12 protein-coding genes and 1 pseudogene are annotated in these 14950 nt (G+C 72.4%); 8 read left to right on the forward strand and 5 right to left on the reverse strand.

The genetic code is table 11. The features are described 5' to 3' along the window. Positions 1 to 7 precede the first annotated feature (7 nt). Together AB0A63_RS02505 and AB0A63_RS02510 are read left to right on the forward strand one after the other, a co-directional pair. Positions 8 to 205, forward strand: a pseudogene (locus AB0A63_RS02505) (helix-turn-helix transcriptional regulator); the annotation flags it as partial. A gap of 135 nt (positions 206 to 340) precedes the next feature. After that, a complete protein-coding gene (locus tag AB0A63_RS02510; RefSeq protein WP_360385000.1) occupies positions 341 to 1609 on the forward strand; it encodes a hypothetical protein in 1269 nt (422 codons plus the stop codon). Between the two features lie 305 nt (positions 1610 to 1914). Here AB0A63_RS02510 and AB0A63_RS02515 read toward each other — a convergent pair whose 3' ends face one another. After that, a complete protein-coding gene (locus AB0A63_RS02515) occupies positions 1915 to 2922 on the reverse strand; it encodes a TDT family transporter (protein ID WP_360384465.1) in 1008 nt (335 codons plus the stop codon). Between the two features lie 112 nt (positions 2923 to 3034). Between AB0A63_RS02515 and AB0A63_RS02520 the strand changes: the two genes are divergently transcribed. Together AB0A63_RS02520 and AB0A63_RS02525 are read left to right on the forward strand one after the other, a co-directional pair. After that, positions 3035 to 3964 (forward strand): LysR family transcriptional regulator, encoded by a 930-nt coding sequence (locus AB0A63_RS02520; protein ID WP_360384467.1) that lies wholly within the window; start codon positions 3035 to 3037, stop codon positions 3962 to 3964. Continuing rightward, positions 3948 to 4304, forward strand: a complete 357-nt coding sequence (locus AB0A63_RS02525; RefSeq protein WP_360384469.1) for an HNH endonuclease signature motif containing protein — start codon at positions 3948 to 3950, stop codon at positions 4302 to 4304. Before AB0A63_RS02520 ends, AB0A63_RS02525 begins: the two co-directional genes overlap by 17 nt. Here AB0A63_RS02525 and AB0A63_RS02530 read toward each other — a convergent pair. Next, entirely contained in the window at positions 4301 to 4750 is a 450-nt protein-coding gene (locus tag AB0A63_RS02530; protein ID WP_360384471.1) for a hypothetical protein, read from the reverse strand. The genes AB0A63_RS02525 and AB0A63_RS02530 overlap by 4 nt on opposite strands. A 120-nt stretch (positions 4751 to 4870) precedes the next feature. Between AB0A63_RS02530 and AB0A63_RS02535 the strand changes: the two genes are divergently transcribed. Beyond that, entirely contained in the window at positions 4871 to 7591 is a 2721-nt protein-coding gene (locus AB0A63_RS02535) for a BTAD domain-containing putative transcriptional regulator (RefSeq protein ID WP_360384473.1), read from the forward strand. Here AB0A63_RS02535 and AB0A63_RS02540 read toward each other — a convergent pair. Next, positions 7558 to 8076, reverse strand: a complete 519-nt coding sequence (locus AB0A63_RS02540; protein WP_360384475.1) for a hypothetical protein — start codon at positions 8074 to 8076, stop codon at positions 7558 to 7560. The genes AB0A63_RS02535 and AB0A63_RS02540 overlap by 34 nt on opposite strands. Before the next feature lie 134 nt (positions 8077 to 8210). Next, a complete protein-coding gene (locus AB0A63_RS02545; protein ID WP_360384477.1) occupies positions 8211 to 9275 on the reverse strand; it encodes a YbfB/YjiJ family MFS transporter in 1065 nt (354 codons plus the stop codon). A gap of 145 nt (positions 9276 to 9420) precedes the next feature. Here AB0A63_RS02545 and AB0A63_RS02550 point away from each other — a divergent pair, with 145 nt between their 5' ends. The 3 genes from AB0A63_RS02550 (at position 9421) to tsaA (ending at position 12230) form a co-directional block, all read left to right on the forward strand. Then, positions 9421 to 10374, forward strand: a complete 954-nt coding sequence (locus AB0A63_RS02550) for a LysR family transcriptional regulator (RefSeq protein WP_360384479.1) — start codon at positions 9421 to 9423, stop codon at positions 10372 to 10374. 81 nt (positions 10375 to 10455) lie between these two features. Further along, on the forward strand, positions 10456 to 11838 hold the full coding sequence (locus AB0A63_RS02555; protein ID WP_360384481.1) for a protein adenylyltransferase SelO: 1383 nt from the start codon (positions 10456 to 10458) through the stop codon (positions 11836 to 11838). Beyond that, a complete protein-coding gene (tsaA, locus tag AB0A63_RS02560; protein WP_360384483.1) occupies positions 11835 to 12230 on the forward strand; it encodes a tRNA (N6-threonylcarbamoyladenosine(37)-N6)-methyltransferase TrmO in 396 nt (131 codons plus the stop codon). The genes AB0A63_RS02555 and tsaA overlap by 4 nt, the downstream gene beginning before the upstream one ends. A gap of 70 nt (positions 12231 to 12300) precedes the next feature. Here the strand turns inward: tsaA and AB0A63_RS02565 are convergent, their stop codons facing one another. Continuing rightward, complete coding sequence (locus AB0A63_RS02565; RefSeq protein ID WP_360384485.1) at positions 12301 to 14913, reverse strand: hypothetical protein; 2613 nt, start codon at positions 14911 to 14913, stop codon at positions 12301 to 12303. Positions 14914 to 14950 lie beyond the last annotated feature (37 nt).

Genomic DNA, 14950 nt, shown 5'->3' on the forward strand with positions numbered 1-14950 from the left:
GGTAGGTGTGCCGGAAGGGAACGAAGAACTCGCGTGCCACCTTGCGAAGCTCAAGCAGCGGAGCGGACTGAGCTATTCCGAGTTGGGCAGAAAAGCACACGTCAGCAGTTCCACCCTGCACAGGTATTGCTCTGGAAAAACAGTCCCGCCCGACTACCAGACCGTAGTCGGAATTGCCACGGCCTGTTCAGCCGATGACGTGGAACTGGTCGAACTGCTCGCGCAGTGGAGGGCGGCGACAGGCCGACCGGTGATGCCGCACACCGCGGATCGAGCACCGGAACCTCGTGCACTTCCTCGGTCTCTGCCGCGCACGCGCGCCCTGTCCCGGGTGTGCGTCGTGCTCATGCTCGCGCTCGTCCTGGTGTCGCTGGCAGCCAGCGGCACGGACGTCGGACCCGTTGCCGCGCAGCGGCAGATCACCGGTCCGTCCTGGCAGCGCGAGCAGCCGCTGGCTCCGTCGCTGTTCGGCGTGACGGCATCCTCGTCGAGCGGGGTGATGCCGTCGTTCCGGGTCGGCAGTCTGCGGTTCTGGGACAGTGGTACGCGGTGGGCGAGGCTGCAGCCGCGGCGCGACACCTATGACTGGACCGTCCTCGACCGCCTCGTCGTCGGCGCGCGGAAGGCAGATCTGCCGGCCACGCTGGTGTTCGGCGGCACACCGGAGTGGGCCGCGCCCGCCGGGCCGAAGGCACCGTACGGAGACGGTTCGCGTAGCGCGCCGCCCGACGACCTGACCGTGTGGGAACAGTTCGTCAGCGCAGTGGCAACCCGTTACCACGGCCGGATCGACGCCTATGAGGTCTGGGTCCACGCCAACGACCAGCGCTACTTCTCCGGTACGACGGCCACTCTGGTCGAGATGACCAAGCTTGCCGGGCGCGCCATCAAGGCCGCCGACCCGCAAGCGGTCGTGGTGTGCCCCTCGATCGATCGGCTGTGGACGGACGAGGGCCGCTCCGTACTGCGCGAATTCACCGAGCTGCGCGGCTACGACCACTGCGACGTCGCAGGACTCAAACTGCATCAGCAACGCGCGGCTGACCCGCCGGAAACCATGATCGACCTCCTGCAACAGATCGACGGTGCCCTGCACGACGCGGGCGTGCACCCACGCCTGTGGAACACCGGTGTCACCTATGAATACGTGCGCGACGAACGGCTGGACGAGCAGCGTGCGATCGACTACGCCGCACGCTTCTACCTGGTCGCGATCCACGGCTCCCGCTTCAACCTCGAACGAACCTACTTCTACAACTGGGGCGGTGGCGGCCTGCCCATCACGCTGCAGACCGTCGGCAGCCCACCCACGAGCGCCGCACTCGCGGTGGAGGAGCTGCAACGGTGGCTGACCCGCACCAGGACCCGGGGATGCGGTCAAGGGCTCGCCGTCGGCCTGCCTGCCACCGTGTGGCAATGCGAGTTCACCGCGGACGACGGTCAGCTGCTCACGATCCGCTGGACCCACGAGCACACCGCGACGACAGCCCTCCCACCAGACGCCACAGAGGTGCGCACCCTCGACGGCACCAGCCGGCCAGTGCACGCAGGCGACAGCCTCACGGTCACCGGGACACCGGTACTCATCGTGCAGCTGCCAAGGGACTAGAAAGGCGAGTCCGCCCGGACAAGATCGTTGAGGGATCGGACGTCCCGAGAGGGCGGGGAGGAAGGCTCAATCGGTACGCCCGCGCGATCTGTCTGCCCAGCGGTATGACGTCCGTCAGCAAGTCTCGAATGGTTGCCACTGCACGGCAGCGCTACGTCCTCACCGAGCTGATTCCCGCACTTCATGCATCACGACGACCAACTTCGATCTGTCGCCGCTGACTTGCTCCACGCGACGCGCAGGTGGTCGCGCACGCCGCGCAGACCGCCTCCGCCGCACCGCGGCTCGACGTGGTCCAGCCGCGCCTAACGCACGCGGGGACTCACGAAACTGGTGATCGTGCGCACCGCCACGGTCGCCCACGACAGCACCAGGGCCACGTAGAGCACGACGGCCGCGACGACGAACATCGGCGAGTGGACCTTCGCGGCCAGCGCGCTCGTGCCGGTCACCAGCGTGCCGAGCGGGAAGACGAAGCTCCACCACGTCAACGCGAACGACATCCCGGCCCGTGCCGCGCGCACGGTCGCCGCGGTCGCGATGGCCACCCACAGCAGGGCGAAGCCCCACGTGGTCGCGCCGTACAGCACGGCGAACGCGGTCTGGCCGGGCAGCACCGCGACGCCGGCGAGCAGGTTCGCGGCGGTGATCGACTGGCCGAGCGGGCCGAGCACGATCCACAGCGTCGGCACCGCACCGCCGGGGCCGTGCTGCACCAGCCGGTGCCAGATCTGCGGCACCAGGCAGACCGTCGCGAAGAGGCTCACGCCGAACAACGCGTAGCAGAGCAGGACCATCGTCTGCTGGAACTGGCCGGGCGGCAGGTGCGCGGCGAGCAGCGCGCCGGACGCCGCGGACACCATCGGCGGCACGACCGGCATCAGCCAGCCGGCGAACGGCAGCTCACCGCTGCCGAACATCCGCAGCGGCACCACGACCGACGTCACCAGGCCCAGCACGGTGCCGAGCGTCCACAGCGTCCAGTCGATCGCGAGCGCCGCGGTCAGGCCGACGAGGTCGGCGCCCAGCAGCAGCGCGCCGGTGCCGACCGTCATCAACCCCATCGCGGGCGCGCCCCAGAAGTGCGCCATCACCGGGTCGCGCAGCTGCGCGCGCACGGTCGCCCACGTCCAGCTGCGCACTGCGGCAACCGTGAGGAACACCAGCAGTGCCGCGTCCAGCAGCCACACGAACGTCGCCGCGGTGCGCAGACCGGGGACGTGCAGCGGGAGCGAGGCGGCCGCCGTGGCGACGATGCCGGTGCCCATCACGGACGCGAACAGGTTGGGGCCGAAGGGCGCCGCTCGTCGCACCTCATGGGGCACGGTGTGTGGGTGAGGTGCGAGAGCGGTCACGACACCAAGGTGCCCTGCGCGCGCCCACCTCGGTAGGCACCGATCTCCGATGACGACATAGGCTGCCCCTATGCCTTTGCCGGGACGCGTCACCGACCTCGTCAGCTACGAGCTGCTGCTGAGCGTCGCGGAGCTCGGCAGCATCGGCCGTGCCGCGAAGGCCCACGGCATGTCCCAGCCGTCGGCGAGCGAACGCCTCCGGGTGCTGGAGGCCCGCGTCGGCGTGGCGCTGCTCGAACGCACCTCGCGCGGCGCGACGCTCACCACGGCGGGGCAGCTCGTCGCCGGTTGGGCGGCACCGGTGCTCGCGAAGGCGGCGGACCTCGACGCCGGTCTGACGAGCCTGCGCGCCGACCGGCAGAGCCACCTGAAGGTCGCCGCGAGCCTGACCGTGGCCGAGTACCTGCTGCCGGCGTGGCTGATCGCGTTGCGCACGGTCAGCCCGGACACCGCGACCGTCCTGACGGCGGGCAACTCCGCGCACGTCGCCGACCAGGTGCTCGCCGACCGCGCCGACCTGGGTTTCATCGAGAGCACCGACGTGCCCGCCGGTCTCGACAGCCGCGTCGTCGGCCACGACGAGCTGGTGCTGGTCGTCGCGCCCGGCCACCCGTGGGCCCGCCGCCGCAGGATCACCGCTGCCACGCTGGCCGCCACGCCGCTGGTGTCGCGCGAACAGGGCTCCGGCACCCGGCAGGCGCTGCGGTCGGCGCTGCGCGGGATCGACCTGGAGATCACCGCGGACCCGTTGCTGGAGATGTCCTCGACCACCGCGATCAAGGCGGCGGCCACCGGCGGCATCGGCCCGGCCGTGCTCAGCGCCCACGCGGTCGCCACCGACCTGGCGACCCGCGCGCTGGTCCGCGTCGAGGTGACCGACCTCAACCTCGACCGCGCGCTGCGCGCCGTGTGGACCAGGGGCAGGGCACCCCGCGGCCCCGCCTCCGACCTGTTGACCATCGCGATGCGTACGCTTCCACCCTGTGGCGACCGGCGGTAGCAAACAGGTGCGCGCGGCACGCAAACGCCGCAAGCGGATGGCGCGCGTCGCCCACGACCTCTCCGACGCGCAGTGGGACGCGCTGAAGTCCTCGTGGGGCGGCTGCGCCTACTGCGGTTCCGCGGCCGGCTCGTTGCAGAAGGACTGCGTGCAGGCGTTGTCGCGCGGTGGCCGGTACACGCTGGGCAACGTCGTGCCCGCGTGCGGGTCGTGCAACGCCAGCAAGTGCAATGCCGAGGTCACCGGGTGGTTGCGGCGCAAGAAGCTGGACGAGAAGGCGTTCCTGTTGCGGCACCACGAGATCTCGTCGGTGCTCACGACGCGGTTCGAGCAGCCCTAGGCGGCGTTGCGGATGGCGGAGTAGCTCCTGAAGAGTGCGTCCCACGCGTCACGGCACCGCTGGTCCAACCGGGGATCGGCGGTCTGACCGCCCGCGGCGAACCACGGTTCGCACGACTGGATCTCCCCGAGCTGCTTGCGCACGTCCGCGACGGCGCTGCGGGTCGTGGGCGAGAGCCGGTCGCCCTTCTTCTCCACCTCGTCGATCACCTCGGACACGTCCGGCATGACCTTCGCGCAGTTGTCGGCGGGGTCGACGGGCTCGCCGCGCAGGCGGGTGACGCAGGAGGTGAGGAGGGTGCCGATGGCGTCGAGGCGGGCGTGCTGGTCGGCCAGCGGCGAGACGGTCTGCTCGGGGGCGGACGTCGGCGCGATCGCGGGAACCGACGTCTCGGAGCCGCAGGCGCTCAGCAGCAGCGCGAGTGCGACGAGGTGACGCTTGTGCATGGTTGACGAGCTACCACATCTTCTGGCGAATGGGTCTTGGCGGCGGGCTGCCGCCGCTATCCTGCCGCGTGCGCGGGCTGCTGTCAGCGGGAACACGCCAGAGGAGGGGCCATCACCAGGGTGAACGTGCTGGGGCCGCTGGAGGTGTGGCGGGACGGCAGCCGGATGGGCCTGGGCGGGGTGAAGCAGCGGGCGTTGCTCGCTCATCTCGCGTTGAACGCGAACAGCGCCGTGTCCCTCGACCAGATCGTCGAGGTCCTCTGGCCGAAGAGCAAGCCGCGGTCCGTGGTCGCGAACGTCCGCACGTACGTGTGGCAGTTGCGGCAGGTCCTCGGCGAATGCCTGCGCACGAACGGCACGGGTTACGTGCTGGCGTTGACGCCCGACGAGCTCGACGCGCTGCGGTTCGAGCACCTGGTCACCGAGGCGCGCACCAGCGGCGACGCACTCGACCTGCTGCGGACCGCGGAGGGGTTGTGGCGCGGCCGGCCGGTCGAGGACCTGCCGGAGAACGACGCGTGGCAGCCCGTGATCACCCGGTTGGAGGAAGCGCGGCTGACGGCGACCGAGCAGCGGCTGGCGTTGCAGGTGGCACGAGGACAGGGCGACGAGGTCATCGCGGAGATGCGCGCGCTCCTCGAAGTGCACCCCTATCGCGAGAGCATCTGCTATCAGCTGATGATCGCGTTGAAGCGCACGAACCAGCGCGTCGAGGCGTTGAAGGTCTACACGGACATGCGCGCACGGCTCGCGGACGACCTGGGACTCGAACCCGGCCCTGTGCTGAAAGAGGCGCACCTCGCCGTGCTGCGCGGCGAAGAAGAAGACAACGCACCGCCGATCCGGCAGCTACCGCCGTCGGTCGCCGACTTCTGCGGACGCGCCACGGAGATCGCCGAGCTCGCCGAAGCGTTGCGCGACAGCGGCAAGGTGGCGGTCGCGGGCGTGACCGGTGCTCCGGGCGTGGGCAAGTCGACGCTCGCGGTCAGGGTGGCGCACGAGGTCGCCGCGCACTTCCCGGACGGGCAGCTCTACGTCGACCTCGGCGGCACGGCCGAACGACCGCGCGACCCGGCCGACGTGCTCACCGAACTGCTGCACGCGCTGGGGGTCACCGGTGCGGGGCTGCCGTCGCGGGAGGCGGGGCGGGCGGCGTTGTTCCGCTCGAAGCTCGCGGGGCGGCGGGTGCTGGTGGTGCTCGACGACGCGGCGTCGGTGCGGCAGGTGCAGCCGTTGCTGCCGGGTGCGGCGGGGTGCGGGGTGCTCTTCACGAGCAGGCGGCGGCTGTCGGAGCTGCCCGGTGCGCGGCAGGTGGAGCTGCTGCCGTTCGCACCGGCGGAGGCAGCGGAGCTGCTGACCGGGATCGCCGGACGCGATCGGGTGGAAGCCGAGCCGGACGAGGCGGCGGCGATCACGGCGGCCTGCGGGCACCTGCCGCTCGCGATCAGGGTCGCGGGCGCGCGGCTGGCCGGTCGGGGCGGGTGGCCGTTGCGGGTGCTGCGGGCGCGGCTGGTGGACGAGTCGACGCGGCTGCGCGAGCTGTCCTCCGGTGAGCTGGCGGTGCGGGCGAGCTTCGACCTGAGCGTGCGGCAGCTGCCTGCCGACGAGGCGGCCGCGTTCGTGCGGCTGGCGCTGCTGGGGCCGCACGACTTCCCCGGCTGGGTCGTGGACGCGCTGCTGGACCGGCCGGGCAGCGAGCACCTGCTCGACGGGCTGGTCGACGCGCACCTGCTGGAGGCGTGCGGGACCGACCGCCTCGGGCAGCCCCGCTACCGGTTGCACGACCTGCTGCGGTGCCACGCCCTGGAGCTGGCCGACGCGCTCCCGGACCGGGCGGAGACGCTCGACCGCACGCTGCGCACGTGGTTGTGGCTCGCCGTCACGGCGGCACGGCGGCTGCCGGTCACGTTCGGCACGACCATCGCCCCGGTCGCCGCGGTGCGGGCGCCCGAGCACCTGCTGGCCGAACCGGTCGGGTGGTTCGAGGCGGAACGGCGCACGCTGTGCGGCGCGGTCGAGCTGGCCGCGGCGGCCGGGCTCGACGACGTGGCGTGGCAGCTGGCGGCGGCGTGCGTGCCGTACTTCGACCTGCACAGCCATTACGACGACTGGGCGCGCACCCACCGGCGGGCGCTGGCGGTCACGAGGTCCGCCGAGGGCAGGGCGGCGTTGCTGCGGGGCATCGCGCAGGTGCACATCTACCGCGACGAGTTCGACGACGCCGAACGCGGCATGCTCGCGGCGCGGGACCTCTACCGCGTGGCCGGCGACCCGCGCGGCCAGGGCATCTCGATCGCGGGCGTGGGCACGGTCTGGCGGCTGCGCGGCGAGCACGAGCGGGCGATGGCCTGCTACACCGAGGCGCTGGAGCTGCTGGAGACGGCCGGTGACCTGCACTCCGTCGCCCACCTGCGGGCGTCGGTCGGCGGGGTGCACGGTTCGCTGGGCGACCAGGAGTCGGCGCGCGTGTGGCTGATGAGCGGCCGCAGGCTCGCGGCGGACCTCGGTGACGCGCACCGGGAGGCGTTGGTGCTGGTCCGGCTCTCCGCCCTGCACCGCTCCCTGGGCGAGCACGACGCCGAGCTCGTCTCCGCGCGCAGGGCCGTGTCGATCCTGCAGGACCTCACCGACGAGCGGTGCACGGCGTTCGCGCAGGTGGAGCTGGCCGAGGCGCTGCTGTCGAACGGCTGCCCGGAGGCCGCGCACGACCTGGTGCAGCAGGCGCTGGAGACCTACCGCCGCACCGGCAACCGGGAGGGCGAACCCGCCGCGCTGCGCACGCTGGCGCGCGCGGCGGGTGCACTCGGTCAGTTGCTGTTGCCGGGCTTCCAGCCGAGGTAGTTGCTGAAGTAGCCGACCGAGCCGGCGTGGCCGATCTTGCCGCCGACGCTGGTCGACCAGAAGCCGCCGTTGCCGTCGGCGATGCCCACGTGGCCGTACTGGCTGATGTTCCAGAAGACGAACGCGCCCTTGGGCGGCGTGCCCGTGGTGCGGCGGGTGCCGTCGGAGGACCGCCAGTGGTCGATCGCCGAGGCGTGGTGCGTGGCGCGGTCCCACGCGAGCCGCACGGCGCGTTCGCAGTAGCCCTCGTAGGCGGTGCTGCCGCGGCGGCTGGACATCCAGTTGACGGCACCGGCCGCCGTCTGCTGGATCGTGAAGTCGCCCTCGGCCGCCGGCACGGACGCGGTGTCCTCGAGCCACGGCGCCGCGACCTCGACCGCGCTGGTGCCGGTGTACTGCTCGGTGGCGTTGGCGGGGGCGGCGGTGCTGATCAGAGCCGCGCCCAGTACGCCGACGACCGCGGCCGTCACTGTGGTGAAACGCATCGGAGAATCCCCTCTTCGCATGACCTGCTGTGTCGCGGTCAGGAGCCTTGCCGCATCCCATCCACGGCCGATACACCGCGGATACACCCGGGGTGCCGGTACCGGAGGGTCAGGCGTGGACGCAGGACTGCTCATCAGCCGGTGCTTCCTGTTGCTGTGACTGACTTTTCACTGCTCCTCCTCCTGGACGGGCGCGGCGGATCTGGGCGTGGAAGCGCGATCACCCCGGCGGCGGTGAGCACGACGGCCGCGCCGAGCAGCAGGGCCGGCTGGTAGCCGCGGCTGAGCAGCGGGGACGCCAGCAGCGGGCCCGCGACCTGGCCCGCGGAGTAGCCGGCTGTCAGCAGGGCGGCGGAGTTCGGGTGCAGGCCGGCGCCGAGGTTCAGCGCGGTGAGGGCGATGCCGAGGAACGTGGCGCCGAACAGGACGAAGGCCAGGACCACGACGACCGGGTCCGTGCTCAGCGCGGGCAGTGCGATGCCGGCGGCCTGCACCACGAGGGCGCCGGTCAACGCGCGCCGCTGGTCGAGGCGGGCGAGCAGGAACGGTGACGCGGCGGCGGCCAGGCCGGTCAGGACCCACGCGCCGCTGCCCAGCGGACCGGCGGCGGCGACCAGGAACGTCCCGGCGATGATGTAGCCGACGCCTTCGAGCGCGTACCCCGCGAACAGCCGGGCGAACGGGCCGCCGCGCGCGGTCGCGGCACGAGGGCGCGGGACCGGGCGCAACTGCCAGGCCAGGGCGGTGAACAGCGCGGACAGGCCCGCGACCAGCCACCACGAGACCTGCCAGCGGCTGTCGGCGAGGACGACCACCCCGGACAGCGCGATGCCGGCGCCGACACCGCTCATCCCCCAGCCGGGCCGGGTGCTGACGGCGAGCACGAAGACCAGCGCGCTGGCCGCTCCCGCGATGAACCGCAGCGCGGACCACGCCACGACGCCGTGGGTCAGCGGCATGCCCGCCAGCGACAGCGTGAGCACCACCAGCGCCGCCCGGTGCACCGCCCGCGTGTGCAGCCGCGCGGCCGTCGCGGCCACCGCCCCCGCGAAGTAGCCGAGGTAGTTGGCCGTGGCCAGACCGGCGCCTGCCGACGCGGTGAGCCCGGCCTGGGCGGTCATCAGCGGCAGGATCGGCGTGTAGGCGAACCGGCCGAGGCCCATGCCCGCCGCGAGGGCAACGGCGGCGCGGGCACTCACCGTCGGACCACCCGACGCCACAAAGGGTCCACTTCGGACTGCACGACGAGTTCGACTTCCATGCTCCCATCGTGCGTTCGCACACCCGTGATCTCCACGACCGTCCATCTCTCTGGTGGAAGGCGCAGCCTCCTACGATGAGACCGTGGAGCTGCGTCAACTCAGGTACTTCGTGACCGTCGCCGAGGAGCTGCACTTCGGCCGGGCGGCCGCGCGGCTGCTGATCGCGGGGCCGTCGTTGTCGCAACAGGTCAAGGCGCTGGAACGGTCGCTGGGCGTGGCGCTGTTCGACCGGGACCGCCGCACGGTGGCGCTGACGGCGGCCGGGGCGGCGTTGCTGCCCGAGGTGCGGGCGCTGCTCGACCGGGCCGACGAGCTGCGCAAGCAGGCGCAGCAGCTGTCCGGGTCGTCGCCGGTGCGGATCGGCTACGTGAACTGGGTGCCGCCGGACCTGTCGCTGCGCACCGCCGGGGTTGCACCGCTCTACGTCGACGCCTGGGTGGTGCCGTCGCACGCGCAGGCCGCGCGGGTCGCCGACGGCAGCCTCGACCTCGCGGTGTGCTGGGTGCGGGCGGCCGACCTCGACCGGCTCGGGCTCGCCGCCGACCTGCTCGGCGCCGACCGGCTCTACGCGGTCTCCCCCGGCACCGACACGAGCCCGGTGCGCGCGCGGGACCTGGCGGTGCTGGTCGACGACGACGTGACCTCGTGGCGGTCGTGGAACGAGTACGCCGAGGAGCTCGCGGAGTTCTCCGGCGGGAGGGTCGTGCGGATCGACAACGGCGCGATCACCGGGCCCGCGTTCTTCGACCACGTGCGGCGCTGCGTCACACCGGTGCTGAACTCGCCCAAGGGCCAGACCACGCCGCTGCCGCCGGACCTGGTGGCGCGCCCGGTCGTCGAGCCGGAGGTGCTGTGGACGTGGTCGCTGGTGCGGCGGGCCGACGAGGTGCGGCCGACCGTGCTGGCCGCGGCCGAGGCGATCACGCGGGGCGTGGGCGACCTGGGGCTGCACCGGCCCGGCGTGTGGCTGCCCGCCGACGACCCGTGGCGCGCGTCTCGGCCGGTTCCGAGCGGGTCGCCGCCGGAACGCGCGTAACGGTCACCCTGGTGAGGATCGCGCCGGGGGTGGAACGGGCATGGGCGCTGTCGTGACGGGCACCCCCGTACCGTGAAGGACGTGAGCACCACTCTCGGCACCCAGTTCGCCACCGCCGTCCCGGAGATGGCCGTCGCCTGGGAGGCGGCGGAGGTCGGGGACCCGACCCTGCTGGCCCTCAACGAGCCGCTGGCCGGCGAGCTCGGCCTCGACCCCGCCTGGCTGCGCACCGGCGACGGCCTGCGGTTCCTCACCGGCAACGCGGCGGAGGGCGTCGCCCAGGCCTACGCGGGCCACCAGTTCGGCGGCTACTCCCCCAGGCTGGGTGACGGCCGTGCGCTGCTGCTCGGCGAGATCGAGGTCGACGGGCAGCTGCGGGACCTGCACCTCAAGGGCTCTGGCCGGACGCCGTTCGCCCGCGGTGGTGACGGGCTGGCGGCGGTCGGGCCGATGCTGCGCGAGTTCGTCGTCAGCGAGGCGATGCACGCGCTGGGCGTGCCGACCACCCGGTCGCTCGCGGTCGTGGGCACGGGCGCCACCGTGCACCGCGAGACGCCGTTGCCGGGTGCGGTGCTGGCACGGGTGGCGGCGAGCCACCTGCGGGTCGGGAGCTTCCAGTACGCGCGCAACACCGGTGACCTGGACCTGCTGCGGCGGCTGGCGGACCACGCGATCGCACGCCACTACCCCGGCCGTTCCTACCTGGAGTTCTTCCGCGAGGTGGTCGGCAGGCAGGCGAGGCTCATCGCCCAGTGGATGCACCTCGGGTTCATCCACGGCGTGATGAACACCGACAACATGACGATCTCGGGCGAGACGATCGACTACGGGCCGTGCGCGTTCATGGAGGCGTACGACCCGGCGACGGTGTACAGCTCGATCGACCACCGCGGCCGGTACGCGTACGGCAACCAGCCGGGCATCGGGCAGTGGAACCTCGCACGGCTCGCGGAGGCGTTGCTGCCGCTCTTCGACGAGGACGAGGACGCGGCGGTCAAGAAGGCCGTCGGTGTGCTGGAGGAGTTCGAGGGCCGGTACCTGACGGCGTGGCAGGAGGGCATGCGGGCCAAGCTGGGCGGTGCCGGTGACGACCAGCTGATCGGGGACCTGCTCAAGCTGCTGCACGAGAACCACGTGGACCACACGTCGTTCTTCCACCACCTGACCAGGGGCAACCCGCGCGACCTCGTCCTGGACCTGGCCGGCGTCGACGCGTGGCTCGCGCGGTGGCGTGCGGAGGGCCCGGACACGGCGGCGATGACGGCGGTCAACCCGGTCTACGTGCCGCGCAACCACCTGGTCGAGGAGGCGCTCGCGGCGGCGACCGGGGGTGACCTGGGGCCGTTCGAGCGGCTGCTGGACGCGGTGCGCCGGCCCTACGACGAGCGCGAGGGGCTGGAGCGGTACGCGGAACCGGCCCCGCGCGACTTCAGCGAGAGCTACCAGACATTCTGTGGCACATGAACCTGTTCCCGATCGGGCACGTCGAGTCACCGCTCACCGACCGCGCTTCCGCACCCCGCCAGGGTGACGAGGGCGCACCGGAGGCGTGGGTCGTCGTCGTGCCCCAGTACGCGCGGGCGATGGCGGAACTGCAGGCAGGCCAGGAGGTCCTGCTGCTGACCTGGCTGGACCGGGCAGACCGCGCGGTGCTCGCCGTGCACCCGCGCGGTGACGAGGACCGGCCGGAGACCGGCGTGTTCAGCACCCGGTCGCCGGACCGGCCGAACCCGATCGGCCTGCACCGGGTGCTGGTCACCGGCGTCGAGGGCCAGAAGTTCCGGGTGAGCGGCCTGGAGGCACTCGACGGCACACCGGTGGTCGACGTGAAGCCGGTCCTGACCGACGAACGCTGACCACCTCCTCCCCTCCTTGCTGCCCGGGCATCTGCAAGAGTTGGTGGTACTTGCAGATGCCGGCAGGGGGTCAGGGGTCGCGGGGGCAGCCCTCGTCCGGTTCCAGGCCTGCGGCCAGCCCGCCGCGGAACGGCAGTTCGCCGCACAGCAGCAGCGGTGTCGAGGTCGTGTCGGTGTTGGCGCGCAGCACGAGCACGGCCTTGTCCACCGGCAGGCGGGTCGCGGCACCGAACCCGATCTTGCCGGTGGCGCCCTGGATCGCGTTGTCCGGCCGGATGCTGCCGATGCCCGCGAGCAGTCCCTCCCGCACCCGCGCGCCCGGATCCGTGCGGCGCACCTGCCGGATGCCCTCCGCCAGCACCTGCATGGCGTCGTAGGAGGCGGCGGACCGGCCGTCGCCGAGCTGCTGGCACGTCTGGCGGAACACGTCGAGGTAGTTCTTGTAGAACGGCACCATCGCGCAGTCCGACCACGCCGCGGGGCTCGCGAACGACAGGTAGTCCAGCCGCACGTTGGGGAACTGCGCCATCGTGCCCTCGAGGATGAACCGGGTCGACGAGTCGCTCGCGAGCACCGGCGGTGTGCTGCCCTGGCACCTGCTGTTCATGCCGCGCAGGAACTCCGCGAGGAACTGGGCCCGGCCCGCGTAGAACACCGCGTAGCCCGGTTTCCCGGCGGACGGGCAGGCGCCCTGGCCGAGGCTCGCTGGTGCGAGGCCTTCGTCGTCGTTGGCGACCCGGTAGGACTTGTACTGGTCGACCGCGATGCCGAGCAGCGCGAACGCGGTCTTCGCGTCGTCGGCGAGGTTCTGGCTGTAGCGGTCGGTGGGATCGCCGGAGTAGAAGATCGCCACGTTCGACACGCCCAGCCGCCACTTGGCGTAGAACGCCGCCACGGCCGCCTCGCGCAGGTTGTTGGGTCCGATCTGGTAGTAGTACTCGTTGATCGTCGCCATGTCGTCGGCCGAGGTCAGCGAACCGATCACCGGCAACGCGCTGCTGCCCAGCCGCTTCACCACCGACTTGGCCGTGTCGGTGCTGATCGACAACCCGGTCACCGCGACCACGCTGCGATCGCGCGCCGCCAGCTCGATGATCTTGTCCGCCGCCAGGTCGCCCGACGCCAGACCGCGGCCACCCGGTCCCTCGCCGCCGTTGGCCAGCAGCATCCGGATGGGCACGTCACTGGTCTTCTGCGCCACCCACACGCCGCGCAGCTCCTCGACGAGGGCCGTGTAGCTGTTGGCGGTGCTCGGGGTCAGCACGCTCAGGAACACGATCGTGATGGCGTCCGGCCGGGTGGCGGCCTTGTCGTTCTCGGCCATGATCCGGCCGTAGACGTCCTGCAGCGAGGGCCGCACCTCCTCCGGCACGGACGGCGGCATGAAGTGGCGCAACGGGTCAGCGGACACGCCGATGCACTCCTCGCCGACCCGCTCCAGCGGCGCGCGCACCGACGGGGACCACCACGGCTCGCACCGGGCGTGGTTGACGAACGGCACGGCGGCCACGAGAGCGGCGAGCACCACCATCGCCAGCGGTGCGGCCACGGCACGGCGGAGCCGCATGGGCCCCATGTCCGACAACGCGCCGCTGACGCCCGGTGCCGGTTCGGAGGCGTCGGTCTGCAGCTCCAGCAGCCAGTTGTCCGACCGGGCCAGCTGCACGAGCCACCTGCGGTAGCCCGCCGACGCGTCGGCCGCGTGCCTCGCCGGCGCCTGCGCGGACTCGCCCGCAGCGATCACCAGCAGCGGATCGGGCCGGCTCAGCGAGTTCGCCCGCCAGGACTGTCCCTTGTGGACCGTGACGGTGTTGCGGGCGCGGCCGATCGAGTCGAGCAGCCACCGGCCGGTGCTGTCGCCACCGGCGGGACCGGCGTTCTCCACCAGCAGCCACGGGTAGCCGGTGCGCCGCCGTCCCGTCCCCCACAGCGACCACCGCCGGTGCGAGCGCCGCAGGTCCTCCAGGAACGCGCGCACCAGCAGGTCGCCGACCTCGTCCGCGTGCCGCTCGGCGAGGTGTTCCTTCACGAACGCGCGGGCCAGCCGGTAGAGCCCGCCCCGCGACCGGCCGCCGACCGGCTGCTCCCCCACCCACGTCGCCGGGCGCCACAGCAGCGCCGTCAGCGCCAGTCCGAGCCGCGGCGCCAGGGTGATGACGAGCCGGATCCACCACGGGAAGTCCTGGGCCAGGTCCTGCGACCCGTCGGGCCCGATGTTCATCCGCATCCGGCCGCGGACGTGGGCGCGGAACGCGCGGGCGATGTGCCGTTCCTCGTCCTCGGCGTCGCCGTCCTCGGGCAGGGTCAGCGCCAGCAACCACCCGACGAGCGCGTAGTGCGGGAACCGCAGCCGCGCCGCGCCGGGCACCTTGCCGGCGAGCTGGCCGATCGCGTCGTCGAGGACCGCCCGCCGCGACTCGGGCGTCACCGGGTCGGTGCCGTCGACCCGCGCGCACGCGATCCGCTTGCCGCGCGCGGTCTCCGGCCTGCTCGCGAGCGGTTCGAGCGGACCGGCCGCGCCGGGAGGCCTGCGCAGGAACACGATCGGCAGCGGCACGTCCCGCGCGGGCCAGCGCGGCCGCCGCGAGAGCCGGTCCAGCAACGCGACGAGCTCGACCGCACCCAGGAAGTGCAGTCCGTCGGCCTGGTCCTCCCCGACGAACCAGTCCTTGGCCGTCACCATCGGCGCCCTCCCGTTCCGCTGGTCCCAAACGGGACCG

The organism is Lentzea sp. NPDC042327 (assembly GCF_040647275.1).
In the GTDB taxonomy this organism is placed as follows: domain Bacteria; phylum Actinomycetota; class Actinomycetes; order Mycobacteriales; family Pseudonocardiaceae; genus Lentzea.